Here is a 24049-nt window from a genome sequence, read left to right as displayed (position 1 = left end):
GCGAACTATTCCGGCGCGATCATTCAGGATGAACAGGCTCTGCCTGATCCGATCGATTGCCGCATTGCACAAATCCGGTCCGCCTGCACAATAGGCGCATGTCCGCCGGTTCGTTGACTATCCTTGTTATCGACGAGAACCGCATCCGCGCCTCGATCATCGAGGCCGGATTGCGGGACGCCGGCCATCGCCATGTCACGGTGGTCCATGACGTGGCCGGCATCGCCAAGCGCATCGCCGAACTCGAGCCGGACGTCATCGTCATCGATCTCGAAAATCCGAACCGCGACATGCTGGAGAACATGTTCCAGCTTTCGCGCGCGGTAAAACGGCCGATCGCCATGTTTGTCGACCGCTCCGACCGGGCCTCGATCGAGGCGGCTGTCGATGCCGGTGTCTCCGCCTATGTGGTCGATGGGCTGAAGAAGGAGCGCATCAAGCCGATCCTCGACATGGCGATCAGCCGCTTCAATGCCTTCTCGCGCATGGCGCGCGAACTGGAGGAAGCGCGCAGCGAGCTCGAGAACCGCAAGGTTGTCGACCGGGCCAAGGGCATATTGATGAAGTCGCGCGGTCTGAACGAGGAAGCGGCTTACGCGCTTCTGCGCAAGACCGCCATGAACCAGAACCGCAAGATCGCCGAGATCGCCCAAAGCCTCGTGACGGCGGCAGGGCTTTTGGGCCCGCTGGAGGGCGAATGAGCACGACGCATGAGATCACCGCCGGCTTCATGCCGCTGTTCGACAGCGCCGTCCTGGTCGCGGCCGGCGAGATGGGCTTTGCCGCCCGCGAGGGCGTCGAGCTCAAGCTCAATCGCGAGACGTCCTGGGCCAACATCCGCGACCGCATCGCCATCGGGCATTTCAATGTCGCGCATATGCTGGGGCCGATGCCGCTCGCCTGCAGCCTCGGCCTCACGCCGCTTGCGTCGGAAACCATCGTGCCCTTCTCGCTCGGGCTCGGCGGCAACTGCATCACCGTGTCCAACTCGGTGTGGGAAGGCATGGCGGCGCATGGCGCCACGGCCGATCTCGATCCGGCGCGTGGCGGGGCGGCGCTCGGCGCTTTGACCCGCGAACGAGCTGGCTCCGGTCGCGAGCCGCTGCGTTTCGCGGTCGTGCATCCGCACTCGGGACATAATTACGAGCTGCGCTACTGGCTCGCCGCCTGCGGCATCGGCCCCGACCGCGACATCGAGATCGTCATCGTGCCGCCGCCCTTCATGGCTGATGCATTGGCGGCCGGCCGCATCGACGGCTATTGCGTCGGCGAGCCCTGGAACAGCGCCGCCGTGGCGGCAGGCACCGGCCGCATCGTCACCGTCAAGGCGCTGCTGTGGCGCAACAGCCCCGAAAAGGTGATCGGCGTGCGCAGAAACTGGGCCGAGGAGAACCCGGACGCGCTGGCTGCGCTCTTGAGGGCGCTGCATCATTCCGCCCGCTGGTGCCAGGATCCTGCGAATCGCGGCGAACTGGCCGCGCTGATGGCGAGGTCCGCTTTCCTCGGCCAGCCGGAGGCGATCCAGATGCCGGCGCTCACCGGACGCCTTCAGCTTGGCGGCGGCGCGGAACGGAGCGTGGAGGATTTCTTCCTGCCCTTCGACAAGGCGGCGAACTTTCCCTGGAAGAGCCACGCGCTCTGGTTCTATACGCAGATGGTGCGCTGGGGACAATTGCCGCACACGCCGCAAAATCTCGCCATCGCCCGCGACTGCTACCGGCCCGACCTTTATCGCTCGGCGCTGAAGCCGCTCGGCGTGGCGCTGCCGGGCGCCAATGCCAAGGTCGAAGGGGCCTTGAAGACGGCGACGCCGGTCGGCTCGGCAGGGGCAAGCCTCATGCTCGGCCCGGACGGATTTTTCGACGGTCAGATTTTCGATCCGGACAGGATCGATACCTATATCGCGGGCCAGAAACGCACCTGATCGTTTGCGCGCCATTCTTGTGCATTGCACAAAAATTATGCTGCATGTCTATGCCGTTGATCAATGTTTGACCGCGCCGCCGCTCGGCGTGGCCGAGGGTCAAAACTCCCAATTCGTTGATTTTCCGTGAGTTTCAGCTTCCGCGCGAAACTGGCACGCTTCGTGCTTTGAAATAATCGAGCCCTTTCGCGGGCAATGGAACAGGCGTCCAATGGCGGGCGCCACAGGCAAAGCTGCCGCTCAGGTCACCACGCGATCCCGGATGTACGGACGCGAGAGGCCTGGACGGCAGCTTTTTTGTTTTGGACCGGAGACGACGATGACGAAACGGATCGGATCCTCGCTCAAGGATTTCACCCGCCGCGATTTCCTGGCGAGCAGCGCGCTGACGGCGGCGCTGTTCATCGCGGCGCTGCTGCTGTTCCCGGCCAATCACGAAACCGAGGGCAAGGGTCCGCAAGTGACCGCGCAAGGCCCGCTGTCGCCGCGCTGACCGATGCCGCGCCTCTGACCAACACAACTCGCGGCGCCTCCCACGCCCGCAAACCGGAGCCGACCATGACCGCAAACCTCCCAGCCGCGCAAAGCCAGGACAGTAGCTCCCGGCAGGCGCTTGTCATGTCCACCATCGCCTTCACCGTCTGCTTTGCGGTGTGGACGATCTTTTCCATCATCGGCGTGCGCATCAAGCAGGAGCTTGGGCTCAACGAGACCGGGTTCGGCCTGCTCGTCGGCACGCCGATCCTCACCGGCTCGCTCGTGCGCATGGTGCTCGGCGTCTGGACCGACCGTTACGGCGGCCGCCTCGTCTACACGCTCACCATGCTGGCGGCAGCGGTCGCGACTTTCCTGCTCGCCTTCGCGCATACCTATGGGCAGATGCTGCTCGCCGCGCTCGGTGTCGGGCTAGCCGGCGGCTCCTTCGCGGTCGGCGTCGCCTATGTCTCGCGCTTCTTCCCAGCCGGGAAACAGGGCACCGCGCTCGGCATTTTCGGCGTCGGCAATGTCGGCGCGGCGGTCACCAAGTTCCTGGCGCCGCTCGTGCTGCTTGCCTGGGGCTGGCAGTCGGTGGCGCTGATCTGGGCCGCTGCCTTGGTCGTGATGGCGATCGTGTTCTGGGTCACGACCGACGACGATCCGGTCATCCGCGAGCGCCGCGCCGGCAAGGCGATGCCCGCAAGAACTTTCTGGCAGGAATTCGCGCCGCTGAAGAACCTGCAGGTCTGGCGTTTTGCCTTCTACTACTTCTTTTCTTTCGGCGCGTTCGTGGCGCTGTCGCTCTGGCTGCCGCGCTATCTCATCGGCGTCTACGGCTTCGGCATCGCCACCGCCGGAATGATCGGCGCCGCCTATTCGATCCCCGCAAGCATCTTCCGCGCCTATGGCGGCGTACTTTCCGACCGCATCGGCGCCCGCACCGTGCTCTACTGGACCTTCAGCGTTTGTGCCGTCGCGACGCTTGTGCTGTCTCTCCCCTCGGCAGACTATGTCGTGCGCGGCATCAGCGGGCCGATCCCCTTCCATGTCGAGATCGGCCCGCTCGCCTTCATCGCCGTCGCCTGCGTGCTCGGCTTTTTCATGAGCCTCGGCAAGGCCGCCGTCTACAAGCACATCCCGGCCTATTACCCACAGAGCGTCGGCGCGGTCGGCGGTGTGGTCGGCATGATCGGCGGTCTCGGCGGCTTCATCCTGCCGATCGCCTTCGGCGCGCTGAACGACCTCACCGGCGTCTGGTCGAGCTGCTTCATGCTGCTCTTCCTCATCGTCGTCTCCTGCCTCGTCTGGATGCATGTCACCATCCGCCGGATGGAACGCGCGGCCGAGGTCAAGAGCCCGTCCCTTTCCTACGCCGCCGAATAGATCGGAGCTGACCGGACATGAGCGAAAAACTCGTCATCATCGGCAACGGCATGGCGCCGGGCAGGATGCTGGAACACCTGCTGGAGGCAGCACCCGACCGCTACGCCGTGACCATCTTCAACGCCGAGCCGCGCGTGAACTACGACCGCATCATGCTGTCGCCGGTGCTTTCGGGCGAGAAGGAATTCGAGGAAATCGTCATTCATGGCGACGGCTGGTACATCAAGCACGGCATCACCCTCTACAAGGGCCACCGGATCGTCGCCATCGACAGGGAGGCCAAGACCGTTACCTCGGACCACGGCGTGACCGAGAGCTACGATAGGCTCGTCATCGCCACCGGCTCGGTGCCCTTCATCATTCCGGTGCCGGGCAAGGACCTGCCTGGCGTGCTCAGCTATCGCGATCTCGACGACGTCAACGCCATGCTGCTCGCCGCGCAGTCGCGCGCCAAGGCGATCGTCATCGGCGGCGGCTTGCTCGGGCTCGAAGCCGCGGCTGGGCTTAAAGAACGCGGCATGGACGTGACCGTGCTGCACGTCATGCCGACGCTGATGGAACGCCAGCTCGATCCGGCCGCCGGCTACCTGCTGCAAAAAGCCGTCGAGGCGCGCGGCATCAAGGTCATGACCAAGGCCAACACCAAGGCAATCGTCGGCAATGGCAAGGTCGAGGGCGTCGAGCTTATGGACGGCACGATCATTCCCGCGACGCTCGTCGTGATGGCGGTCGGCATCCGTCCGAACAGCGCGCTTGCCAAGGAAGCCGGGCTGGAGGTCAATCGCGGCATTGTCGTCGACGATCGCATGCAGACGTCCGATCCTGCGATCATGGCGCTCGGCGAATGCGCCGAGGTCGGCGGCCATGTCTACGGGCTGGTCGCGCCTCTTTACGAGATGGCCCGTGTCGCGGCTGCCAGGCTGGCGGATGGCGAGGACAAGCGCTTCGTCCACTCCGACACGCCGACCAAGCTCAAGGTCACCGGCATCGACCTCTATTCGCTGGGCGACTTCGCCGACGGCGACGACCGCGAGGAGATCATCCTGCGCGACGCGTCCGCCGGCATCTACAAGCGTGTCGTGCTGCAGGACAACCGCATCATCGGCACCGTGCTGTTCGGCGAGACCGCCGACGGCGCCTGGTTCAACGACCTCAAAAAGAAGGCGACCGACATCTCTCAGATGCGGGACACGCTGATCTTCGGACAGGCGTTCCAGGGAGGCGTTTCCTCGGACCCTTTGGCGGCCGTTGCGGCACTGGCGGATGATGCGGAAATCTGCGGCTGCAACGGCGTCTGCAAGGGCAAGATCACCGGCGCGATCACAACCAAGGGCCTGACCGGCCTCGACGACGTGCGCGCCCATACCAAGGCCTCGGCCTCATGTGGTTCGTGCACGGGTCTCGTCGAACAGCTCCTGAAGCTCACGCTGGGCGAGGCCTACAATCCGACGGCAGTGCAGCCCATGTGCGGCTGCACGAGCCTTGGCCATGACGACGTGCGGCGCCTGATCAAGGCGAAGGGACTGAAGACGATCCCCGCCATCATGCAGGAACTCGAATGGAAGACCTCCTGCGGCTGCGCGAAATGCCGGCCGGCGCTCAACTACTATCTCGTCTGCGACTGGCCGGACCAATATGCCGACGATTATCAGTCGCGCTTCATCAACGAGCGCGTGCACGCCAACATCCAGAAGGACGGCACCTATTCGGTCGTGCCGCGCATGTGGGGCGGGGTGACCAGCGCCAGCGAATTGCGTGCCATCGCCGACGTGGTCGACAAGTTCCGCATCCCGACCGTGAAGGTCACCGGCGGCCAGCGCATCGACATGCTGGGCATCCGCAAGGAGGACCTGCCGGCGGTGTGGGCCGATCTCGGCAAGGCCGGCTTCGTCTCCGGCCATGCCTATGCCAAGGGCTTGCGCACGGTGAAGACCTGCGTCGGCTCCGACTGGTGCCGCTTCGGCACGCAGGATTCGACGGGACTTGGCATCCGCATCGAGAAATTCATGTGGGGCTCCTGGACTCCGGCCAAGGTCAAGATGGCGGTCTCGGGATGCCCGCGCAATTGCGCGGAAGCGACCTGCAAGGATGTCGGCGTGGTCTGTGTCGACAGCGGCTACGAGATCCACTTTGCGGGCGCCGCCGGCCTCGATATCAAGGGCACCGAAGTGCTCGGCCTGGTGAAGGCCGAGGACGAGGCGCTGGAGGTGATCGTGGCGCTCGTCCAGATGTATCGCGAGCAGGCGCGCTATCTGGAGCGCATCTACAAATGGGCCAAGCGCGTCGGCACCGCCGAGATCAAGAAGCAGATCCTGGACGACGTCGAGAAGCGCCGCGCCTATTTCGAGCGCTTCGTCTTTTCCCAGAAATTCGCGCAGGTCGACCCGTGGTCGGAGCGCGTCTCCGGCAAGGACAAGCACGAGTTCCGGCCACTTGCCACGGTCGGCTTCGCTGAGGCGGCGGAATGACCAATATGAACTGGATTGCAATCGGCTCCATCGCCGACATCCCGATGCGCGGCGCGCGCTGCGTGGCCACCCCGCAAGGCAAGATCGCGGTCTTCCGCACCGCGGACGACCAGGTCTTTGCCATCGACGACCACTGTCCGCACAAGGGCGGGCCGCTCAGCCAGGGCATCGTCCATGGTGCGGCGGTGACCTGCCCGCTGCACAACTGGGTGATCTCGCTGGAGACCGGCAAAGCGCTCGGCGCCGACGAAGGCTCGGTCAGGACGATCCCGGTCAAGGTCGAGGGTGGACGGCTGTTCATCGCGCTCTAAGCGCTGGCTTCGAAAGCGGCCTGAGGCATGGAAGAAGCACGCGAGGTGAGGACCACCTGCCCCTATTGCGGGGTGGGCTGCGGCGTGCTGGCCAAGATCGCCGCGGACGGCAAGACAACCGTCCGCGGCGACCCCGAGCATCCGGCTAATTTCGGCCGGCTCTGCTCGAAGGGTGCCGCGCTCGGCGAGACGCTCGGCCTGGACGGCCGTTTGCTTTACCCCGAAATCGGCGGCAAGCCCGCGAGTTGGGGCGAAGCGCTCGACCTTGTGGCCGCAAAATTCGCGCGGGCAATTGCCGAGCATGGGCCGGATTCGGTCGCCTTCTACGTCTCGGGGCAATTGCTCACCGAGGATTATTACGTCGCCAACAAGCTGATGAAGGGCTTCATCGGTTCGGCCAATATCGACACCAATTCGCGACTCTGCATGGCCTCGTCCGTCGCCGGCCACCGCCGCGCTTTCGGCGAGGACATCGTTCCTGGCGTCTATGAGGATTTCGAGTGCGCCGATCTCATCGTGCTCACCGGCTCCAACACCGCATGGTGCCATCCCGTCCTCTACCAGCGGATGCTTACGGCGCGCAGGGAGCGTGGGACGAAAATCGTCGTCATCGACCCGCGCCGCACCGCCACGGCCGACGAATGCGATCTGCACTTGGCGCTCGATCCCGGCACGGACGTGCTCTTGTTCAGCGGCCTGTTCGCGCATCTCGTCCACAGCGGAAAGATCGATCTAGACTTCATCCGCGAGCATACGTCCGGCTTCGACGCCGCAGCCGCGCTGGCCGGCGCCGATGCGCCGTCGATCGCGCGTGTCGCCAAAGGCTGCGGATTGGCGGCCGCCGACGTCGAGGCCTTCTACGATCTCTTCGCCGGCACCGAGCGGACCGTCACCGTCTACAGCCAGGGCGTCAACCAGTCGGCGCATGGCACCGACAAGGTCAACGCCATCATCAACTGCCATCTCGCCACCGGCCGTATCGGCAAGCCCGGCATGGGGCCGTTCTCGGTCACCGGCCAGCCGAACGCCATGGGCGGCCGCGAGGTGGGAGGTCTGGCGAACCAGCTCGCTGCGCATATGGACTTCGCGGACGAGTCAAACATCGACCGGGTCTCCCGCTTCTGGAAGGCGCCCGGCATCGCGCGCCGCGCCGGGCTGAAGGCCGTGGACATGTTCCAGGCGGTCGCCGACGGCCGCATCAAGGCGCTGTGGATCATGGGCACAAATCCCGCGGTCTCGATGCCGGACGCTTCGCGCGTGCGTGTGGCGCTGTCCAAATGCGACTTCGTCGCCGTCTCGGATGTCACCCGCACCGACACCACGCGCTATGCGGACGTGCTGCTGCCGGCCGCTGCCTGGGGCGAGAAGGACGGCACAGTCACCAATTCGGAGCGGCGCCTCTCGCGTCAGCGGCCGTTCCTGCCGCCGCCTGGCGAAGCGAAGGCCGATTGGCGCATCATTTGCGAGGTCGCCGCCCGCATGGGATTTGGTGATGCCTTCGCCTACCAGTCACCGGCCGAGATCTTCCGGGAGCACGCCGCGCTCTCCGCCTTCGAGAACGACGGCGAGCGCCTGTTCGATCTCGGCGGTCTGGCGGACCTCGACAACGCCGGCTACGCCGCCTTCGCGCCACGCCACTGGCCTGCGTCGGAGCGAGGCGAGCACCAGACAAGATTGTTCGGCAATGGCCGTTTTCCAACACCCGACGGCCGCGCGCGTTTTGTGCCGGTGCGGCAGGAGGCGACGGCCTTCACGGTCGACGCCGACTATCCGCTTGCCCTGAACACCGGCCGGCTTCGTGACCAGTGGCACACGATGACGCGCACCGGGAATGTGCCGCGTCTGATGGCAAACGCGCCGGAACCTGCGGTCGATCTCCATCCGGCGGATGCGGCCGCGCATCATCTCAAGGATGGCGACCTCGCCCAGCTTTCGACGCGCTTCGGCTTCGTCCGCGCGAGGGTGCGGGTGGCGGACGCACAGCGGCGCGGCCAGGCCTTCATGCCCATGCATTGGAGCGGGCAGTTCGCGGCCAGGGCTTCCGCCGGCCTGTTGTCCTCGCCGGTCACCGATCCGCATTCCGGCCAGCCGGAACTCAAGCACGTTCCGGTCCGGATCGTGCGGGAAGAGACCGGCTGGGCCGGCGTGCTCATCACCCGCCGCGATCTCAGGCCGACAGGTTTCGTCCACTGGAGCCGATATGCGGTCGACGGCGGCTGGGTTTACGAGCTGACCGGTACCGAGCCGCCGGACCAGGGCATTCTTCTGGCGCGCAAGCTGCTCGGCGTCCAGCGGCGGGATCAGCTGCTCGAATACACCGATCGCCGCGGGCTCACCTATCGCGCCGCCGCCATCGACGATGCCGGCGCCATGGCCGAAGCCTTGCTTGTCGCCGCTCCCGACCAACTGCCGATGCGGGACTGGCTGGTGTCGCTGCTTGCCAGCCCCCAAAAGCTGTCGACGGCCGATCGCCACGCGCTTCTATCCGGCCGCTCGCCGGTGCCGATGCCGGCCATCGGCCGCGTTGTGTGTGCATGCTTCCATGTCGGCGCCAACCAGCTTGCGTCGGCGGTGGCTTCCGGATGCGACAGCCTCGAAGCAATCGGCGCGACGCTGCGCGCCGGCACCAACTGCGGCTCGTGCCGCTCCGAGATCCGGGCGATCATCGAGGCCCGCCAGGTGCAGGCGGCGGAGTGAGCTGTGACCGTTACGGGCGGTTTCAGCGGTCCTCGACAATCCGCAGATAGGCCGCCGTCACGAACAGCACGATGAAGCCGAACAGGATGCGGCGGCCGCCTTCCGGCATCTGCAGGATGGTGAGCAGCGTCGTCAGCACGGTCAGGATCAGCGCGCCGATGATGGTGCCCGTGTAGCCGCCGCGGCCGCCGAAGATCGACGTGCCGCCGATGACGGCCGCTGCCACCGAAGGCCAGTACCAGCGGTTCGGCGAGCGACAGCGAGGGCGCCTTGATCAGGCCGATATAGAGCAGGCCGGTGATGCCGGCGAGCAGGCTGGAGAGGACGTAGAGCGCCGTGATGACCTGCCAGTAGCGCACGCCGGACAGCCGCGCGGCGCGCTCATTGTCGCCGACGGCGTAGAGCAGGCGCCCGAAGCCGGTGCGGTTCAGCATGAAGACGATCAGCACCGCCACCGGCACGAACAGGAAGAGCGCGTTGGGAAAGCCATAGGTGAGGCCAGTGCCCAGCCAGTTGAGGAAACCCGGGATCTTCGCGCCGGAAGCGATCACTGTGCGCTGGTAGACCTGCAGGAAGCCGGTGCCGATCAGGCTGGTGCCGAGCGTCATGATCAGTGGATGCACCCGGAACACGCCGACGCCGACGCCGTTGACGAGACCGATCAGCACGGCGGGCAGCATGGCCAGCAGAAAGGCCACCGCCGGGTCCTGGTTGACGATCTGGGTAGCCATGATGAAGGCGCTCATCGTCGCCACCGTGCCGACGGAAAGGTCGATGCCGCCGGTCAGCATGGTCATGGTCTGGCAGCCGGCGAGGATCGCCAGCGGGATGGCGAATTTCGCCGTGTTGGCGATCCAGCGCTCGTTGACGATGCCGGGGCGCAGGATCTGCAGGATCACCACGAGGATGATCAAAAGGATAATCAGCGGGATGAGCGGCCGGTCCGCCATGAAGCGCTTCAGGCGCCGGCCGAACGAGACCGGCTGGGGCATGGTCGCGATGTCGGTCATGCCGTTGCTCCTGCCGGGCGGCTGCGCATGGTGATGAAGGCGCCGAACATCACGACCGCGACCATGATCAAGCCCTCGATGATTGCGGTGACGTTCGGATCGATGGCCAGAAGCGTCAGGTCGGTGCGCACCAGCCTCAGCACGAAGACGGCGATGATCGGCCCGAGCAGGCCGCCCTTGCCGCCGCCGAGGGCGACGCCGCCCAGCACCACCGCGGCGACGCTGGCGAGCAGGTAAGGCCCGGGGATGGGCGCGCCGATGCCCGTGCTGATGGTGAGCGACAGGCCGCCGAGCGCGGCGAACAGGCCGGAGAGCGCATAGGCGACGATCCTGGTGCGCGCCACCGGCACGCCGCTGCGGAAGGCGGCGAGCTCGTTGCTGCCGATGGCGCAGATGGAAAGGCCGAGGCGCGAGCGCCGGAGCGGAATCCATACGATGCAGAGGCAGACGAAAAGCAGCACCAGAGCCTTGGGAACCCAGGCGTCGGCCCAATCGGGCAGGCCGGGGATCGGCACGGTGCCGATGACGCTTGCCTTCAGCCATTCGGCGGCGGCGCCGCCGGGCGCTTCAAGCACAAGCAGTGCCGCTCCCTGCAGCACGAACAGCATGGCCAGGGTGACCACGATGTCGGGCACCCGCGTGACGACGATGAGGATGCCGTTCAGCGCGCCGAGCACCAGCCCCATGGCCAGCACGAAGGGCACGACGAAGAACGCATATTCCTCGCTGGCGCCATTCATCATCGAGGCGGCGGTCACGCTGGTCAGCGCCATCATGGCTGCGACCGACAGGTCGATGCCGCCGGCGATAACGACGACCGTCTGGGCCGCGACCGCGAAGGCGTAAGGCAGAACCGCCCGCGCCAGCGAACCGAAGTCGCCGCTGCCATAGCCCGGCTGGATCAGCTTGGTGACGACGAAAAGAAAGATCAGCAGGGCGAAGAGGCCTGCGACCCAGCCCTGGTTGCGGAGGAAGCGGCTCATGACGCGGCCTCCGTATGGGAACCGGGTTTGACGTCGGCAAGGATGCCGACATCCGCCTTGGCGCCGCGCGGCAGGCCGTAGGCAGCCCGCATCAAGGCCGCTTCGTCGGCTTCTTCGACCGGGAAAGTGTCGACGACGCGGCCGCCGAAGATGACGATGACCCGGTCGCAGACACGCTGCACCTCTTCCATCTCGGACGTGTAGAACAGCACCGACTTGCCCTGGCCGGCGAGCTCGCGCAGCAGCTTGTAGATCTCCTGCTTGGTGCCGACATCGATGCCGCGCGTCGGATCGAAGCAGAGAATGGTGCGGGCGTTGGCCGCGATCCAGCGGGCGATCGTCACCTTCTGCTGGTTGCCGCCGGAAAGGCGCTGCACTTCGCCCTGTGCGCGGGTATCGATCTGCAATCTGCCGATGGCGCCGGAAACCACCACCTGCTCCCGGCGCATGCGGATCGGCCCCCATTTGCGCAGCGCCGCGCTGAAGGGCAGGGCGATGTTCTCGCGCACCGAACGCTGCATGGCCAAGGCCTCGGCGCGGTCGCCCGGCACATAGGCGATGCCGGCCTGGATGGCGTCGCTCGGATGCGAAAATTTCACCGGCGCGCCGTCGACTTCGATGCTGCCGCCTGTCGGGCGGATCGAGCCGGCAAGGGCGGCGAAGAGCTCGTCTTGGCCCTGTCCCTCGAGCGCAAAGACGCCGGCGACCTCGCCATTGGCGAGATCGAAGGAGACATCATTTAGCTTGGTGCCGAGCTGCAGGTTGCGGACCGACAGTCGCGGCCGGCCGCCGCCGGCAATCACCACATCGTTTGCCGCGCGCGCGGTGACGCGTGTCTTCTCGATGCGGGTGCCGAGCATCATCTCGACTATTCTTTCCTCGATGCCCGGCTCGATGTCGACGACACCGACCGTAGAGCCGTCGCGCAAAACCGTCGCGCGGTCGCAGAGCGCGGAAATCTCGACGAAACGGTGCGAGATGAAGATGACCGAGCGGCCGGCGTCGCCTTGGCGGCGCACGACTTCCAGCACTTTCTCGGCGAGGTTCGCCGGCAAGGCCGCGGTCATCTCGTCGAGCAGAAGCACGTCGGGCTCGACGGCGAGCGCGCGGGCGAGGTCGAGCACGCGCAGGATGGCCAAAGGAATATGGCGAGCCGTCTCGCGGATATCGAGGTTGGGAATGCCGAGCTCGCGCACCCAAGCACGAAAGGGCTCGACCGGCGTGCCGGTCAGCCGAAGATTGGACAGGACGTCGAGGTCGGGGATCAGCGCCGGTTCCTGGTAGACCGGCAGCAGGCCGGCGCGGCGGGCGTCGGCGGGCGAGCGGACATCGAGCTGCTGGCCCCGGATGAGGATGCGCCCGGCGTCCGACTTGATCGCCCCGGTCAGGATCTTCACCAGCGTGGACTTGCCGGCGCCGTTGGCGCCCATCAGCGCATGCACTTCGCCCGGCAGAACGGATAGCGAGGCGTTGCGCAGCGCGGCGACAGCACCGTAGTTCTTCGCCACGCCTGTGGCGTCGAGGAGAGGGCTTTGCGGCGACGGGTTTGTTGTCAAATCGTGTGGTTCTCGTTCCAGAAACTGATGCCGACGTCTCACTCCGCTGGAGCACCCCTCATCCGTCTCGGCGCTGCGCGCCGATCCACCTTCTCCCACAATGGGGAGAAGGCAGAAGGGTGTTTGATCTCTTACTCGCCCGGGCCCTTGCAGGCGACGATCTGCTCCTTGGTGTAGGTCGTCCAGTCCGGGATCGAGATCGAGACCGGCCATTCAGGGCTGAGCGAAGGATCGACGACGCTCTTCAGCTTAGCCTTGCCTTCCTCGGTGGCGTTTTCCCAGAGCTGCGGCTGGACCAGAACGGTCTGCTGCGCCGGCTTCTTGCCATCGAGGATCTGCAACGCCAACGTGATGCCCGCGCCGCCGATCGAGCCAGGATTGGTGACGGCCGCACCCACCAGGCCCTTGACCGAGCTCAACTGGCCGACGAAGCCGGCATTGTCGGCGCCCACGACCGGCACCATAGGCGCCTGCTGCTCGACCAGCGCGTCGACGATGACGTTATCGATGCCGGAGGTCCAGATGCCGTTGATCGGTGTGCCGGTGGCGAGGAAGGACAGGATCTGCTGCTTGGCCTGGTCCTGCTGCCAGCCGGTGAAGACTTCCTGCGCGACCTTCACGTCGGGGAATTCGGCGAGTGCCTTCTTGAAACCTTTGTCGCGATCGCTGTCGGCCGAAGCGCCGGCGGCGCCGCGCATGTAGAAGACATCGCCCTTGCCGCCCATCTGCTGGAACAGCCACTTGGCGCCGAGATAGGCGTACTCTTCCTGGTTGTTGGAGATGATGTAGGCGGACGGCTCGGTGACCGCCTGGTCGACGGCGACGACGACGATGCCGGCCTTGGTGGCTTCCTCGAGGCCGGCCTTGATGCCTGCCGGATCGGCCGGATTGACGACGATGGCGTCGACCTTGGCGCTGATCAGGTTGCGGATGTCCTCGAGCTGGCCGGCGGCGTCGGTGTTGCGGTGGGCGATGTTGAGCTTCGCCACCTCGCCGGAAGCCAGCGCCTGCGCCTTCATGGCGCAGATCATCTCCTCGCGCCAGCCATTGCCCTGCACGGTGTTGGAAATGCCGATCGTGTACTTGCCCGCGGCGGCCGAGGCGCCCACCGAGGCAAGCAAGGCGGCGCCGGCAAGCAGCGAAGCCACGGTCAAATGTCTTTTCATGTCAGTACTCCTCCACATTGATCTTTCAGTTCGATTTTTTCGGTTCAGTTCCTGGGCGCCGATGCGGTCGGCGCCAAGCTTTTGGTCATTTGATGAAGGGGCGCAGCACGTCGCGGGCCAGCAGGAAGCCGCGCTTGACCTTTTCGTCCGTCCCCTCGAAGCGCCGGTCCTCATGCTCGATGATGACCGGCCCGTCATATCCGGCCCGGTAGAGGCCCGAAAAAATCCTGCTCCAATCGATATCCCCAAGTCCCGGTATGCGCGGCACCTGCCAGCCTATGCCGGCCGAAAGGATTCCGCGCTCGTACAAACCATCATGATCAATCATCAGGTCCTTGGCATGCACATGCAGCATGTTGCCGCCGAACTCGCGGATGAAGCGCTCCTGGTCGATCATCTGCCAGACGAGATGCGAAGGGTCGAAATTCATACCGACATCTCCGCCCCAGGCTTCAAGGATGCGGCGCCAGACGTAGGGCGAGTAGGCAATGTTGTGTCCGCCCGGCCATTCGTCATAGCTGAAGATCATCGGGCAGTTCTCGAAGGCGAGCTTGACGCCATGCTCGCGGGCATGGGCGATGATCGCAGGCCAGACCTCCTGCGCGTCTTCCCAATTGGCATCGACATTCTTCGAAGCATCGCCGCCGCAGAAGGTGTTGACGAGCGACACGCCCATGCGGCTCGCCAGCACGATCACCTTCTTCAGATGGTCGATCACAGCTTCGCGATGCGCCCGGTCGGGATGGAGTGGATTGGGGTAGAAGCCGAGAGCCGAGACGGCCAGGCCCTTGCGGGCAAGCTCGACGGCGATGTCCTTGGCCTCAGCGGCCGAGACGTCCGCGTCTATATGGCTGGTGCCGGCATAGCGGCGACTGGCGCCGGACGTCTTCGGCCAGCAGGCGATTTCCAGTGCCTCGAAGCCGGCCGAGCGCGCCCAGTCGGCGACTTCGCCGAGCGGCGTATCCGGAAACGGTGCTGTCAGCAGTCCAAGCTTCATGATCCCTCCCAGGTGCTAACTATGCAGATCGCGCCGGCTGCTTCAACCGCGCATCGGTTGGCCCAGCGCAGACTTGTCCGACAAAGCCCATCGGATCGTTCGAGAGCAAGCCGTCGAGCCCGGCGACGATATGTGCGCGAAACGTCGCGTCGGCGGCCAAGGACGGGTCGAAGATAGCGTCGATGGCGAGGATCGAATCGGCAAGCGCTTCGCTGTCCGCACCGATGCGGTCGGCAATGGCAGCGATCTTGTCGGCAAACGGATCGGACACCTGCCAGGCGCGGCCGAAGCGCGCTGACGCCTTGATCAGATAAGCCATCCAGCCGGCGACCGGCACCGAGAGAAGCGCGATGCTCCCGCCCTTCGTCAGGCGGTCGAGGATCGGGTTCAGCAGGCGTTGGACGATCTTCTGCGAGCCGTCGGTGGCGATCTGGTGATTGCGGTGGCGGATCGCGGTGTTGGTGAGGCGCGAGAGACTTTGCTCGACATAGACGGCCGGCACGATGCCGGGCACGGGCATCAGCGTCGGCAGCGTTTCCTCCGTCAGCATGCGACGGACGAACCTGGCCAGGAGCGGGTCGGCGATCGCTTCGAACGTATGCTCGAAGCCGCCCAAAACGCCGAGATAGCTGAGCGTCGTCTGGGCACCGTTCAGCACCCGCATCTTGAGATGCTCGAACGGCGTGACATCGTCGACGAAAGCCGCGCCGACAAGATCCCAGCGCGGCACGCGTCCGGCGAAGCGGTTCTCGATCACCCATTGGCGGAAGCGCTCGCCCACCACCACGGCGGCGTCGCGGTAGCCGAAGCGCTTTTCGACGGTTTCGATGTCAGCTTCGGTCGTCGCCGGCGCGATGCGGTCGACCATGGCCGAGGGGAAGGCGGTGTTGGCTTCGATCCAGTCCGCCAGCTTCCCGCCGCGCCGCTCAGCGAATGTGCGCACGACATTGCCGAGGATGATGCCGTTGCTGGGGATGTTGTCGCAGGAGAGTAGCGTCACCGGCCGGCCATGCGAGGCCATGCGCAATTCCAGCGCGCGCGCCATGATGCCGGGCACGCTGCGCGGCGCCTCAGGATTGGCAAGATCGTGGACGATATCGGGGTGGTCGAGGTCGAGCGCGCCACTCGACGGGATATGGCAATAGCCCTTCTCGGTCACCGTCATGGTGACCATTTGGATCTCGGGCGAAGCGAGCACTTCCAGCGCCGGGGCGGCAGTGTCCTGGCTGTCGATGACGCGCACGATGCTGCCGATGACGCGCGCTTCGATCTCGTCGTTCTGGCGGATGAGCCGCGTGTAGAGCCCGCTTTGCCGGCCGAGTGTCTCGGCCAGCAGAGGCGGCCTTATGTTGACGCCGACCAGGCCCCAGCGATCGAAATCCTTGGCCAGAAGATCGTCGGTGTATTCTGCCTGGTGGCAGCGGTGGAAGGCACCGACGCCGAAATGGGCGATCCCGGGCTTGAGCGCGGCGCGATCGTAAGCCGGCTTGCTGACCTCGGGCGGCAAGCGGTCGAGCAGGGCAGGGCTGAGGTTCCCGGCGCTCACCGGTTGGCTCCGATCACCCATTGCTCCTGGTCGATCAGCGCGCCGGTCATCGGGCCGGCCGCGTCGGACAGCAGGAAGACGGCCAGGTTGGCGATGTCGGTCACAGAGAACAGCCGGCCGAAGGGCTGCGTCGCATTGGCGGCGTCGAGCCAGCCCGGACCCTGGCCGAGCGTCTCGGCCTGCATGACCCGTTCGGCCGGCGTGTCGGTCCAGCCGACATTGATGCCGTTGACGCGGATGCGGTCGAAGCGGTGGGCGTTGGCGGCGTTCTTGGTCAGCGTCGCCAGCGCGCCCTTGGTGGCGGAATAGACGGCCAGCTCCGGCGATCCGCAATGCGCGTTGATCGACAGGATGTTGACGATCGCGCCGCCCTGACCGCGTTTCCTCATGTCGGCGATCGCCGCCTGCATCAGGAAGAAAGGCGCGCGGGCGTTGACGGCAAACAGCGACGCCCAGTCGTCGAGCGTTGCATCGACGAAGGAGGCGCGATCGGTCAGGCCGGCGGCGTTGACCAGGCCGTCGATGCGGCCGAAACGTTCGATGCAGGCCTCAGCCAGCCGTGCCGGAGCTTCGGGATCGCCGAGATCGGCAGCAGCGAAGGCGGCAGGGATCCCCGTGGCCACCAGCTCGGCGGCGACCGCGTCGCCGCGCTGCTGGTCCCGCCCGGTGATCAGCAATCCGGCGGCGCCTGAGCGCGCGGCAATCTCGGCGATCGCCCGGCCGATGCCTTGCGTCGCGCCGGTGACCAGCACCACCTTGCCGTCGAGACGAACCTCCATTCCTCCTCCCGGAACAAAGTTTCCATTTTTTCAAATATGGAACGGTAGTTCCCTTTAGTCAACCGCGCCGATCAGCCCGTCCGGCGCGCGACGACGCCATGGACCAAGGCCATGCCGACGGCGAGCGAGGCGGCAAGCGAGCGGAAACCGCCGAAGTCCTGCTCGACCACTTCCAGCCAGGTGTCGGAGAGTTTTGCCCAGCGGCGAGAAGGTGCTGTCGGTGATGGTGAGGATGCGCGCCTTGCGCTCATGCGCGACGGCGACGAGGTCGGGCGTGATCGAATTGTAGGGGCTGAAGGAGACGGCGAGCACCGCGTCGCGCGGCGTGATGCAGCCGACCTGGTCCAAGGCGGTGGAACCCACATTGTCGACCAGCACGTTGCGCACGCCCTGCTGCGAGAGCGTCAGCGACAGATAGGTGGTGACGGGAAAGGCGCGCTTGCTGCCGATGACATAGATCAGGTCGGCCGCCGCCAGTTGATCGACCATCGTCTCGAAAGCGGTGATATCGAAATCATTGCCGATGCGGCCGAGCGAAGCCTGGCAGGCGCCGACCATGCCACTGAGGAAATGCAGGTTTGCATTCGGCTCCCCGGCCTTGTCCTGGCTGCCTTGCGTATCCGGCCAGGAGCCCTTCATGCGGTCCTTGAAGAGGAGCTGGAAATCGGAAAAGCCGGAATAGCCGAAGATCTGCGCGAAGCGCACCAGGGTCGAGGGCTGCACGCCGGCCTGGTCCGCCACCTGCGCGATCGTGCCCAGCGCCACTTCGCTCGGATGCTGCCAGAGGAAGATCGCCACCTGACGAAGCCGTTTCGGGAAATGCACGGTTCCCGACGCAAGCACCGCCCGCAGCTCTTCATAGGTTTGCGGCTTTGTGTAGCCAAGTGCTGCCAGTGATCGGCTCCGCTTTCTCGCCGCCGTCTCCAAGCTATGCGCAGACGGCTCGTCGGTCGCCTTGCCGCGGCCGCTCATGGGATATGCCTCATCGTAACCCCAACCATCGGATGCATCATCCGATCCCTGCCCACCGGATGCGGTCCATCACCTGGACCCAGGGTAAAAAGCTAACGCGGCACAATCGTTTTACAAAACAAAAAATAGAAATATCATTCGAAAACAACCGCCGCCGGTTATGATATCCGCACCGGCCGGCAGATCGAACCTTGGGGAGAGTAATCGCAATCATGGTCTATGCAACCGCCGATGGTACGTCGCGTCAACGCCTGCGGGTCGGCATGGTCGGAGGCGGCCGCAACGCCTTCATCGGCGCCGTGCATCGCCTCGCCATGCGGCTCGACGACCAGATCGCGCTGGTCGCCGGCGCCTTGTCATCGGATCCGGAGAACGCCGCGGTCTCCGCCGCCGAAATCGGCATCGCGCCGGAGCGCAGCTATGCCGACTGCCACGCCATGGCGAAAGCCGAAGCAGCGCGGGCCGACGGCATCGAGGCGGTGGTCATCGTCACGCCCAACCACCTGCACGCGCCGGTCGCCACCACCTTCCTGGAGGCCGGCATCGACGTTATCTGCGACAAGCCGCTGTCGACGACACTTGCCGAGGCCGAAGCCCTGGTGGCGCTGACCAAAGCCAAGCAGCGCCGCTTCGTCGTCACGCTCAACAACACTGGCTACGCCATGGTCCGCCAGGCGCGCGAAATGGTGGCGGCGGGCGAGCTCGGCCGGATCGTGTCGGTACATGGCGCCTATATCCAGGACTGGCTGACCAAGCCGATCGACGCCGAGGGTCAGAAACAGGCGGAGTGGCGCACCGACCCGGCGCGCGCCGGCCAGTCGGCGGTGCTCGCCGATATCGGCGTGCATGCCTTCAACCTGGCCAGCTTCGTCTCCGGCTTCGAGGCCGAGGCGGTTTCTGCAGACCTCTTCACCGCGGTGCCCGGTCGGCGGCTCGACGACAACGCGCATGTGCTCTTACGCTGGACGGGCGGGGCGCGCGGCACCATCCTCGCCAGCCAGACCTCGCCCGGCCACTACAACGACCTCTCCGTGCGCATCTATGGCGAGAAGGCCGGGCTCGAATGGTCTGGATCGCGGCCGGAGGAACTGCGCTTCTCGCCCTATGGCGAGGAAACGCGCACGCTGGTGCGCGGCGGTCACGGCTCGACGGCGGAAGCGAGGCGCGTCTCGCGCATGCCGGCCGCCCACCCGGAAGGCTATATCGAGGCCTTCGCCAATTTCTACCGCGACGCCGCCGACATCATCCGCGCGCATCGTTCGGGCGCTGCGGTCGATCCAGGGCGCGTCGCGCAGGTGCCAGACGTGGTCGACGGCGCGCGCGGCGTGAAGTTCGTCGCGGCGGCGGTGGAGTCGAACGCGGCTGGAGGGGCGTGGACGCCGGCGCGGTTTGGATAAGCGATGCGCCTCTTGCGTCCATGAACCAATCAATCCATATCGCGATTTGCAGTCGGGCGATCGATCTGCCGGCGCTCGTCGCCGATCAGCTGTGAGAGCCCGCCGAGCACGAGGCGCCTGAACATGGCGTCGACCTGAGACGGAAGCAGCCGAGGCTTTCGTTCGAACCACCAATTCAGCGCCGTAAGAAAGGCGTCCGCGATGAATTGCACGACGAAGTCGCGCGGGATGGCATCGCCGTGGAGGGTAGGCGGCAATTCCTGCCGCACCATTTCCGACAGGATCAGGCGAATTTCGTTTTCCGTCACGGCGCCGCCCCGACCGCCGATCATCGTGCGGTAATGGTCGGCATACCGGGCCGCATGCTCGAACATGGCCGTGCTGAAGCCTAGCGGATCGTCATGCGATGCTTCGGCTCCGGCGCGCGCTGTCGATTGCGCCTCCTCGAGTTCTCCCCGAAGCATCTGGAAGCCGCTGCGCAGCAGGTCCTCCTTGCCGGTATAGTGCGCATAGAATGTCGAGCGGCCGACATCGGCTTCGTCGATAATGTCTTGCACTGAAAGGGCCTCGTAGCCCTTGCGCAGCATCAGCGTCAGCAGTGCCTGGTGAAGGGCTTTGCGGGTGCGGGCGGCCCGCCGGTCGATATCCCGTGGCATGGGTCGCTTCCTTGCTGCTCACATGGATGGGGCGACTTTTCCGGGACAGCGGGTCGGGATTGTTCGGTAACGAACGTTCCATCCTCTTTGTTCGTCGAAAATCCCGAACAAGCTGTCCATTATCATACGAGCCGTTTCGAAACAGCACCAGCCTCAGTCGCAATGCCGGCATTGGCCGGCCCCGCCGCTGAAGAGAGGACGTGACAAACATGCACCATTTGCGAAGCGAAATACGTGCCGCCGGAGCCGCAGTCGGTCCTGAGGCCAACAAGGGCATCGGCTTTCCGCGCCTCTATGACCTGCTGGTCCTCATGCTGACCCGTGGGCGTGACAGGGCCTATCGTGAGGCGCTGCTCGATCTGGCCGGCTTGGCGCCGGGCTTCCAGTTGCTGGACGTCGGATGCGGTACTGGCACCCAGGCGATTTCGGCCTGGCGCCGCGTGCAGCCCGGTGGATCCGTGGTTGGCGTCGACGTCTCCGAAAAAATGCTCGCCGCCGCTCGCCGCAAGGCAAACCGGGCTGGGCTGGAAATTCCGTTTCATCACGCTGATGCGGCCAGTCTGCCGTTCGAGAACGGTCGCTTCGACGTGGTCACTTTCACGACGGTGCTGCATATGGTTCCGGAGGCAAGGCGCGGCTTTTGCCTGCGCGAGGCCGCGCCCGTTCTGCCCCCAGGCGGGCGGCTGCTGCTGATCGACTATGGCGGTCCGGTGAGTGAGCGCGGACACATGTCAGCAAAACACGGCCTGCATGGCCAATTCGACCTGCACCGCCTTCGCGAACCGCTGGCCGGAGCCGGGTTCGAACGCATAGAAGGCGGCCCGCTCAACTGGCTCAGCCTCCATTACCTGCGCGCCGTCAGATCGTGAAGCCCCACCCACGCCGATCGCCGGCGCGGCATTATCCCTTGATCGCCGAGCCCACAATCGAATCGACGAAGAAGCGCTGCAGGAAGACGAAGAGCACCAGCGGCGGCAGCACGGCGAGCCTGGCGCCGGCCATCACCAGTCCGGTGTTGACGGCGGAGCCGCGTCCGGTTGCGGAATGCTTGGGCGGCGAGTCATTCTCGTCGGGATTGGGGACCGGCTCCTCGTCGGGCAACCGGTCGGGATCCGGCTCGCGCATCGGCTTCGGCTCCGGGATTGGCGGCGGTGTAGGCACCGGCGTGGGAGACGGGTCCGGATTGGGGAGAATGGCCATCGCGCTTTCCTTCCACTCTGTGGCCGACGAGCTTTGCCGCGATCCTAAACCGGGATCTGCAGCCCGATCTGAAACGATGGTGTGATCGCTGCCGCATTCAGCCGCTTCGTCGGGAGCGATGGGCAGCGCAAGCTGGCAGAACGGCCACGCCCGCGGATGGTTCCAACACGACCGCGCCGTGCGACGACGGCAAGCGGCGATCAAATGATTCTGCGCGCCTGTTTCGGCTCTTGCCGGCGACTGGCCGTGCCTTAGTTCCATTGTCAGCGGGTGGCCAATTGTGCCTGTACAGGAGACGGCCGTGAAGCACCAAACCCTTGACCAAATCAACGCCGTTGCCGACGTTCATGCCGAAGCACCGGCTCTCATCGCCAATCGTGGCCAGCGCCTCGAGCGCTGGGCGCAACTTCTCGAACAAAATCCCGGCCGCCGGCTTACGGCGCTGACCGGCACCGAATACGCGTCGCCAGATGTGCGTCAAAGAATGCGCACGGACGGATCGGCGATCACCGTCGCTTTCGAGGATCCGATCTTTCGCGCGCAAGGCTTGCGGGACGACACCTATGGTGAAGCCAGGCGCTTCTTCGAGATGAGCGACTGGCAACTGCATGAGGTCGTCTGCCATTGCCATGTCGGCGCCAACATGCCGGCCCGCTGGGCGGCATCGCGCGTGCGCGCGGCGATCTCTCCGGGCGCGGGTATTCTTGCCTGGTTGAGAGCGGTGTTCATGCATTGACGGCCGCGATGCATGCAATCGCGACCGATCAAGACCTCGATGGGAGCGGTGGAGGCCTGACCGGGCCTCTGCGCTCCCTCTTTAGCGGTCGATCTCGCCGAAGACGATGTCGAGCGAGCCGATGATGGCTGCGACGTCCGCCACCATATGCCCGCGCGAGAGGAAATCCATCGCCTGGAGATGGGCGAAGGACGGCGCGCGTATCTTGCAGCGATAGGGAACGTTGCTGCCGTTCGAGACCAGATAGACGCCGAACTCGCCCTTCGGCGCCTCGACTGCCGCATAGACTTCGCCGGGCGGCACGCGGTGGCCTTCGGTATAGAGCTTGAAATGGTGGATGGTCGCTTCCATCGAGCGCTTCATGGTGGCGCGCGGCGGCGGCGTGATCTTCTGGTTCGGCACCGCGACCGGACCCCGGCTGTCGGCCGATCGCAACTTCTCCAGGCACTGCCGCATGATGCGCACCGACTGGCGCATCTCTTCCATGCGCACCAGATAACGATCGTAGCAATCGCCGTGCTTGCCGATCGGGATGTCGAAATCCATCTCGGGGTAGCATTCGTATGGCTGCGCCTTGCGCAGGTCCCAGGCGGCGCCCGATCCGCGAATCATGGGGCCGGAGAAGCCCAGGCCCCAGGCGTCATCGAGCGAGATCACGCCGACATCGACATTGCGCTGCTTGAAGATGCGGTTGTCGGTGAGCAGGCCTTCGAGATTGTCGCAAACCTTCAGGAACGGATCGCAGAAATCCCAGATGTCATCGAGCAGCTCTTCCGGCAGGTCCTGATGCACGCCGCCGACACGGAAATAGTTCGCATGCATACGGGCGCCGGATGCGCGTTCATAGAAAACCATCAGCTTCTCGCGCTCGGCGAAACCCCAGAGTGGCGGCGTCAGCGCGCCGATGTCCATGGCCTGCGTGGTGACGTTGAGAAGATGCGACAGGAGCCGCCCGATCTCGCAAAACAGCACGCGGATCAACTGGCCGCGCCGGGGGACGGACAGCTGGAGCAGCTTTTCAGCGGCGAGGCAGAAGGCATGCTCCTGATTCATCGGCGCGACGTAATCGAGCCGATCGAAATAGGGCAGGGCCTGCAGATAGTTCTTGTATTCGATCAGCTTCTCGGTGCCGCGATGCAGCAGGCCGATATGCGGGTCGGCACGGTCGACGATCTCGCCGTCCAGTTCCAGCACCAGCCTGAGCACGCCATGGGCCGAAGGGTGTTGCGGTCCGAAGTTGAGCGTGAAGTTGCGGACTGCGGTTTCGGTCATGACGGCCTCCGCAAGAGTGAGGATGGAATGCGAACCGCGGGCCGTCGGCCGCCGTTCGGCCGGGGCATCCCCCAGTCAGGCCGTCGTCTGGATGATCAGCGTCAGCGTGCCGTCACCATCGATGTTGGCGGCGACCACCTGCGAGGAATTCAGCCCGTTCGCATGCAGAACCGACGTCGCCTCGGGCGAGGCGTCGACCGAGCTTTGCAGCTTGGCCAGTTCCTTGGCGGTCGTCCTGGTGACTATGGCTTCGGCTTGCGCCTTCACTTCCGCGGGCAAGTCCTCCATCGCCACCACGACGATGTTGGTGACGTTCTGGGCGGCATCGCCCTGGCCGGGTTGGGGTTGGCCGGGAATGGGCTGGTCGGGGATCGGCTCCTGGGCAGGAGGCGGGGCTTGCGGCGGCTGCGGATCGGCGCGTTGAGCGGAAGCGGGCGCCAACGCCATTGCCGACAGCGTCAGGACCATCGTCAATATACGCATCGTGTTTCCTTTCGATCTCGAATCTGACGACACAAC

20 protein-coding genes and 2 pseudogenes are annotated in these 24049 nt (G+C 65.3%); 10 read left to right on the top strand and 12 right to left on the bottom strand.

Translation table 11 applies throughout. The annotated features are described in order from the left end of the window. Positions 1–98 precede the first annotated feature (98 nt). The 7 genes from ACVMIM_RS31400 (at position 99) to ACVMIM_RS31370 (ending at position 9260) form a co-directional block, all read left to right on the top strand. Positions 99–701, top strand: coding sequence for an ANTAR domain-containing response regulator (locus ACVMIM_RS31400; RefSeq protein ID WP_476116760.1), 603 nt, complete (start codon positions 99–101; stop codon positions 699–701). Beyond that, complete coding sequence (locus ACVMIM_RS31395; protein WP_476116758.1) at positions 698–1924, top strand: CmpA/NrtA family ABC transporter substrate-binding protein; 1227 nt, start codon at positions 698–700, stop codon at positions 1922–1924. The genes ACVMIM_RS31400 and ACVMIM_RS31395 overlap by 4 nt, the downstream gene beginning before the upstream one ends. A 319-nt stretch (positions 1925–2243) precedes the next feature. Beyond that, positions 2244–2417 carry a twin-arginine translocation signal domain-containing protein gene (locus tag ACVMIM_RS31390; protein WP_476116756.1) on the top strand — a complete coding sequence of 58 codons (174 nt, stop codon included), beginning with the start codon at positions 2244–2246 and terminating at the stop codon, positions 2415–2417. A 65-nt stretch (positions 2418–2482) separates the two neighbouring features. Beyond that, complete coding sequence (locus tag ACVMIM_RS31385) at positions 2483–3784, top strand: MFS transporter (protein WP_476116754.1); 1302 nt, start codon at positions 2483–2485, stop codon at positions 3782–3784. A gap of 17 nt (positions 3785–3801) precedes the next feature. After that, the gene (gene nirB, locus ACVMIM_RS31380) at positions 3802–6252 is read left to right on the top strand and encodes a nitrite reductase large subunit NirB (RefSeq protein WP_476116752.1); all 2451 of its coding nucleotides are present in this window, start codon (positions 3802–3804) and stop codon (positions 6250–6252) included. Between the two features lie 5 nt (positions 6253–6257). After that, positions 6258–6563, top strand: a complete 306-nt coding sequence (nirD, locus tag ACVMIM_RS31375) for a nitrite reductase small subunit NirD (RefSeq protein ID WP_476116750.1) — start codon at positions 6258–6260, stop codon at positions 6561–6563. Between the two features lie 27 nt (positions 6564–6590). Further along, the gene (locus ACVMIM_RS31370; protein ID WP_476116748.1) at positions 6591–9260 is read left to right on the top strand and encodes a nitrate reductase; all 2670 of its coding nucleotides are present in this window, start codon (positions 6591–6593) and stop codon (positions 9258–9260) included. Positions 9261–9282: 22 nt separating this feature from the next. Here ACVMIM_RS31370 and ACVMIM_RS31365 read toward each other — a convergent pair. The 8 genes and pseudogenes from ACVMIM_RS31365 to ACVMIM_RS31330 all read right to left on the bottom strand — a co-directional run bounded on the left by ACVMIM_RS31365 (position 9283) and on the right by ACVMIM_RS31330 (position 18269). Next, positions 9283–10270 (bottom strand): annotated as a pseudogene (locus tag ACVMIM_RS31365) (ABC transporter permease). Further along, positions 10267–11253, bottom strand: coding sequence for an ABC transporter permease (locus tag ACVMIM_RS31360; protein ID WP_476116746.1), 987 nt, complete (start codon positions 11251–11253; stop codon positions 10267–10269). The pseudogene ACVMIM_RS31365 and the gene ACVMIM_RS31360 overlap by 4 nt, the downstream one beginning before the upstream one ends. Continuing rightward, on the bottom strand, positions 11250–12809 hold the full coding sequence (locus ACVMIM_RS31355; protein ID WP_476116745.1) for a sugar ABC transporter ATP-binding protein: 1560 nt from the start codon (positions 12807–12809) through the stop codon (positions 11250–11252). The genes ACVMIM_RS31360 and ACVMIM_RS31355 overlap by 4 nt, the downstream gene beginning before the upstream one ends. Positions 12810–12940: 131 nt before the next feature. Then, entirely contained in the window at positions 12941–13975 is a 1035-nt protein-coding gene (locus ACVMIM_RS31350) for an ABC transporter substrate-binding protein (protein ID WP_476116743.1), read from the bottom strand. Between the two features lie 85 nt (positions 13976–14060). Further along, positions 14061–14972, bottom strand: coding sequence for a sugar phosphate isomerase/epimerase family protein (locus ACVMIM_RS31345; protein ID WP_476116741.1), 912 nt, complete (start codon positions 14970–14972; stop codon positions 14061–14063). Positions 14973–14991: 19 nt separating this feature from the next. Next, positions 14992–16518, bottom strand: coding sequence for a mannitol dehydrogenase family protein (locus ACVMIM_RS31340; protein WP_476116739.1), 1527 nt, complete (start codon positions 16516–16518; stop codon positions 14992–14994). Next, positions 16515–17297: an SDR family oxidoreductase gene (locus tag ACVMIM_RS31335; protein ID WP_476116737.1), complete on the bottom strand. Its 783-nt coding sequence runs from the start codon at positions 17295–17297 to the stop codon at positions 16515–16517. The genes ACVMIM_RS31340 and ACVMIM_RS31335 overlap by 4 nt, the downstream gene beginning before the upstream one ends. 71 nt (positions 17298–17368) lie before the next feature. Then, positions 17369–18269 (bottom strand): annotated as a pseudogene (locus ACVMIM_RS31330) (MurR/RpiR family transcriptional regulator). Positions 18270–18481: 212 nt separating this feature from the next. Here ACVMIM_RS31330 and ACVMIM_RS31325 point away from each other — a divergent pair. Continuing rightward, positions 18482–19666 (top strand): Gfo/Idh/MocA family protein, encoded by a 1185-nt coding sequence (locus ACVMIM_RS31325; RefSeq protein WP_476116736.1) that lies wholly within the window; start codon positions 18482–18484, stop codon positions 19664–19666. A 29-nt stretch (positions 19667–19695) separates the two neighbouring features. On the opposite strand, the gene ACVMIM_RS31320 is transcribed toward ACVMIM_RS31325, so the two are convergent. Further along, positions 19696–20322 (bottom strand): TetR/AcrR family transcriptional regulator, encoded by a 627-nt coding sequence (locus ACVMIM_RS31320; protein ID WP_476116734.1) that lies wholly within the window; start codon positions 20320–20322, stop codon positions 19696–19698. Between the two features lie 209 nt (positions 20323–20531). Here ACVMIM_RS31320 and ACVMIM_RS31315 point away from each other — a divergent pair, with 209 nt between their 5' ends. Beyond that, a complete protein-coding gene (locus tag ACVMIM_RS31315; RefSeq protein WP_476117437.1) occupies positions 20532–21191 on the top strand; it encodes a class I SAM-dependent methyltransferase in 660 nt (219 codons plus the stop codon). 31 nt (positions 21192–21222) lie between these two features. On the opposite strand, the gene ACVMIM_RS31310 is transcribed toward ACVMIM_RS31315, so the two are convergent. Beyond that, positions 21223–21522, bottom strand: a complete 300-nt coding sequence (locus ACVMIM_RS31310; RefSeq protein WP_476116733.1) for a hypothetical protein — start codon at positions 21520–21522, stop codon at positions 21223–21225. A 301-nt stretch (positions 21523–21823) separates the two neighbouring features. Between ACVMIM_RS31310 and ACVMIM_RS31305 the strand changes: the two genes are divergently transcribed. After that, positions 21824–22258, top strand: coding sequence for a hypothetical protein (locus tag ACVMIM_RS31305; RefSeq protein ID WP_476116731.1), 435 nt, complete (start codon positions 21824–21826; stop codon positions 22256–22258). Between the two features lie 81 nt (positions 22259–22339). Here the strand turns inward: ACVMIM_RS31305 and ACVMIM_RS31300 are convergent, their stop codons facing one another. Together ACVMIM_RS31300 and ACVMIM_RS31295 are read right to left on the bottom strand one after the other, a co-directional pair. After that, positions 22340–23530 (bottom strand): NADH-quinone oxidoreductase subunit D, encoded by a 1191-nt coding sequence (locus ACVMIM_RS31300; RefSeq protein ID WP_040997363.1) that lies wholly within the window; start codon positions 23528–23530, stop codon positions 22340–22342. Positions 23531–23605: 75 nt separating this feature from the next. Further along, on the bottom strand, positions 23606–24013 hold the full coding sequence (locus ACVMIM_RS31295) for a hypothetical protein (protein WP_476116729.1): 408 nt from the start codon (positions 24011–24013) through the stop codon (positions 23606–23608). Between the last annotated feature and the right edge of the window lie 36 nt (positions 24014–24049).

The organism is Mesorhizobium sp. USDA 4413 (assembly GCF_056280365.1).
Note: the sequence above shows the minus strand (reverse complement) of the source record. Positions and strands in the feature narration are given on the sequence as shown.

Bases quoted from the DNA above. Each gene is read 5' to 3' on its own strand.
- ACVMIM_RS31400 (WP_476116760.1), top strand. From the start codon at position 99: ATGTCCGCCGGTTCGTTGACTATCCTTGTTATCGACGAGAACCGCATC.
- ACVMIM_RS31395 (WP_476116758.1), top strand. From the start codon at position 698: ATGAGCACGACGCATGAGATCACCGCCGGCTTCATGCCGCTGTTCGAC.
- ACVMIM_RS31390 (WP_476116756.1), top strand. From the start codon at position 2,244: ATGACGAAACGGATCGGATCCTCGCTCAAGGATTTCACCCGCCGCGAT.
- ACVMIM_RS31385 (WP_476116754.1), top strand. From the start codon at position 2,483: ATGACCGCAAACCTCCCAGCCGCGCAAAGCCAGGACAGTAGCTCCCGG.
- nirB (WP_476116752.1), top strand. From the start codon at position 3,802: ATGAGCGAAAAACTCGTCATCATCGGCAACGGCATGGCGCCGGGCAGG.
- nirD (WP_476116750.1), top strand. From the start codon at position 6,258: ATGAACTGGATTGCAATCGGCTCCATCGCCGACATCCCGATGCGCGGC.
- ACVMIM_RS31370 (WP_476116748.1), top strand. From the start codon at position 6,591: ATGGAAGAAGCACGCGAGGTGAGGACCACCTGCCCCTATTGCGGGGTG.
- ACVMIM_RS31360 (WP_476116746.1), bottom strand. From the start codon at position 11,253: ATGAGCCGCTTCCTCCGCAACCAGGGCTGGGTCGCAGGCCTCTTCGCC.
- ACVMIM_RS31350 (WP_476116743.1), bottom strand. From the start codon at position 13,975: ATGAAAAGACATTTGACCGTGGCTTCGCTGCTTGCCGGCGCCGCCTTG.
- ACVMIM_RS31345 (WP_476116741.1), bottom strand. From the start codon at position 14,972: ATGAAGCTTGGACTGCTGACAGCACCGTTTCCGGATACGCCGCTCGGC.
- ACVMIM_RS31335 (WP_476116737.1), bottom strand. From the start codon at position 17,297: ATGGAGGTTCGTCTCGACGGCAAGGTGGTGCTGGTCACCGGCGCGACG.
- ACVMIM_RS31325 (WP_476116736.1), top strand. From the start codon at position 18,482: ATGGTCTATGCAACCGCCGATGGTACGTCGCGTCAACGCCTGCGGGTC.
- ACVMIM_RS31320 (WP_476116734.1), bottom strand. From the start codon at position 20,322: ATGCCACGGGATATCGACCGGCGGGCCGCCCGCACCCGCAAAGCCCTT.
- ACVMIM_RS31315 (WP_476117437.1), top strand. From the start codon at position 20,532: ATGCACCATTTGCGAAGCGAAATACGTGCCGCCGGAGCCGCAGTCGGT.
- ACVMIM_RS31310 (WP_476116733.1), bottom strand. From the start codon at position 21,522: ATGGCCATTCTCCCCAATCCGGACCCGTCTCCCACGCCGGTGCCTACA.
- ACVMIM_RS31300 (WP_040997363.1), bottom strand. From the start codon at position 23,530: ATGACCGAAACCGCAGTCCGCAACTTCACGCTCAACTTCGGACCGCAA.
- ACVMIM_RS31295 (WP_476116729.1), bottom strand. From the start codon at position 24,013: ATGCGTATATTGACGATGGTCCTGACGCTGTCGGCAATGGCGTTGGCG.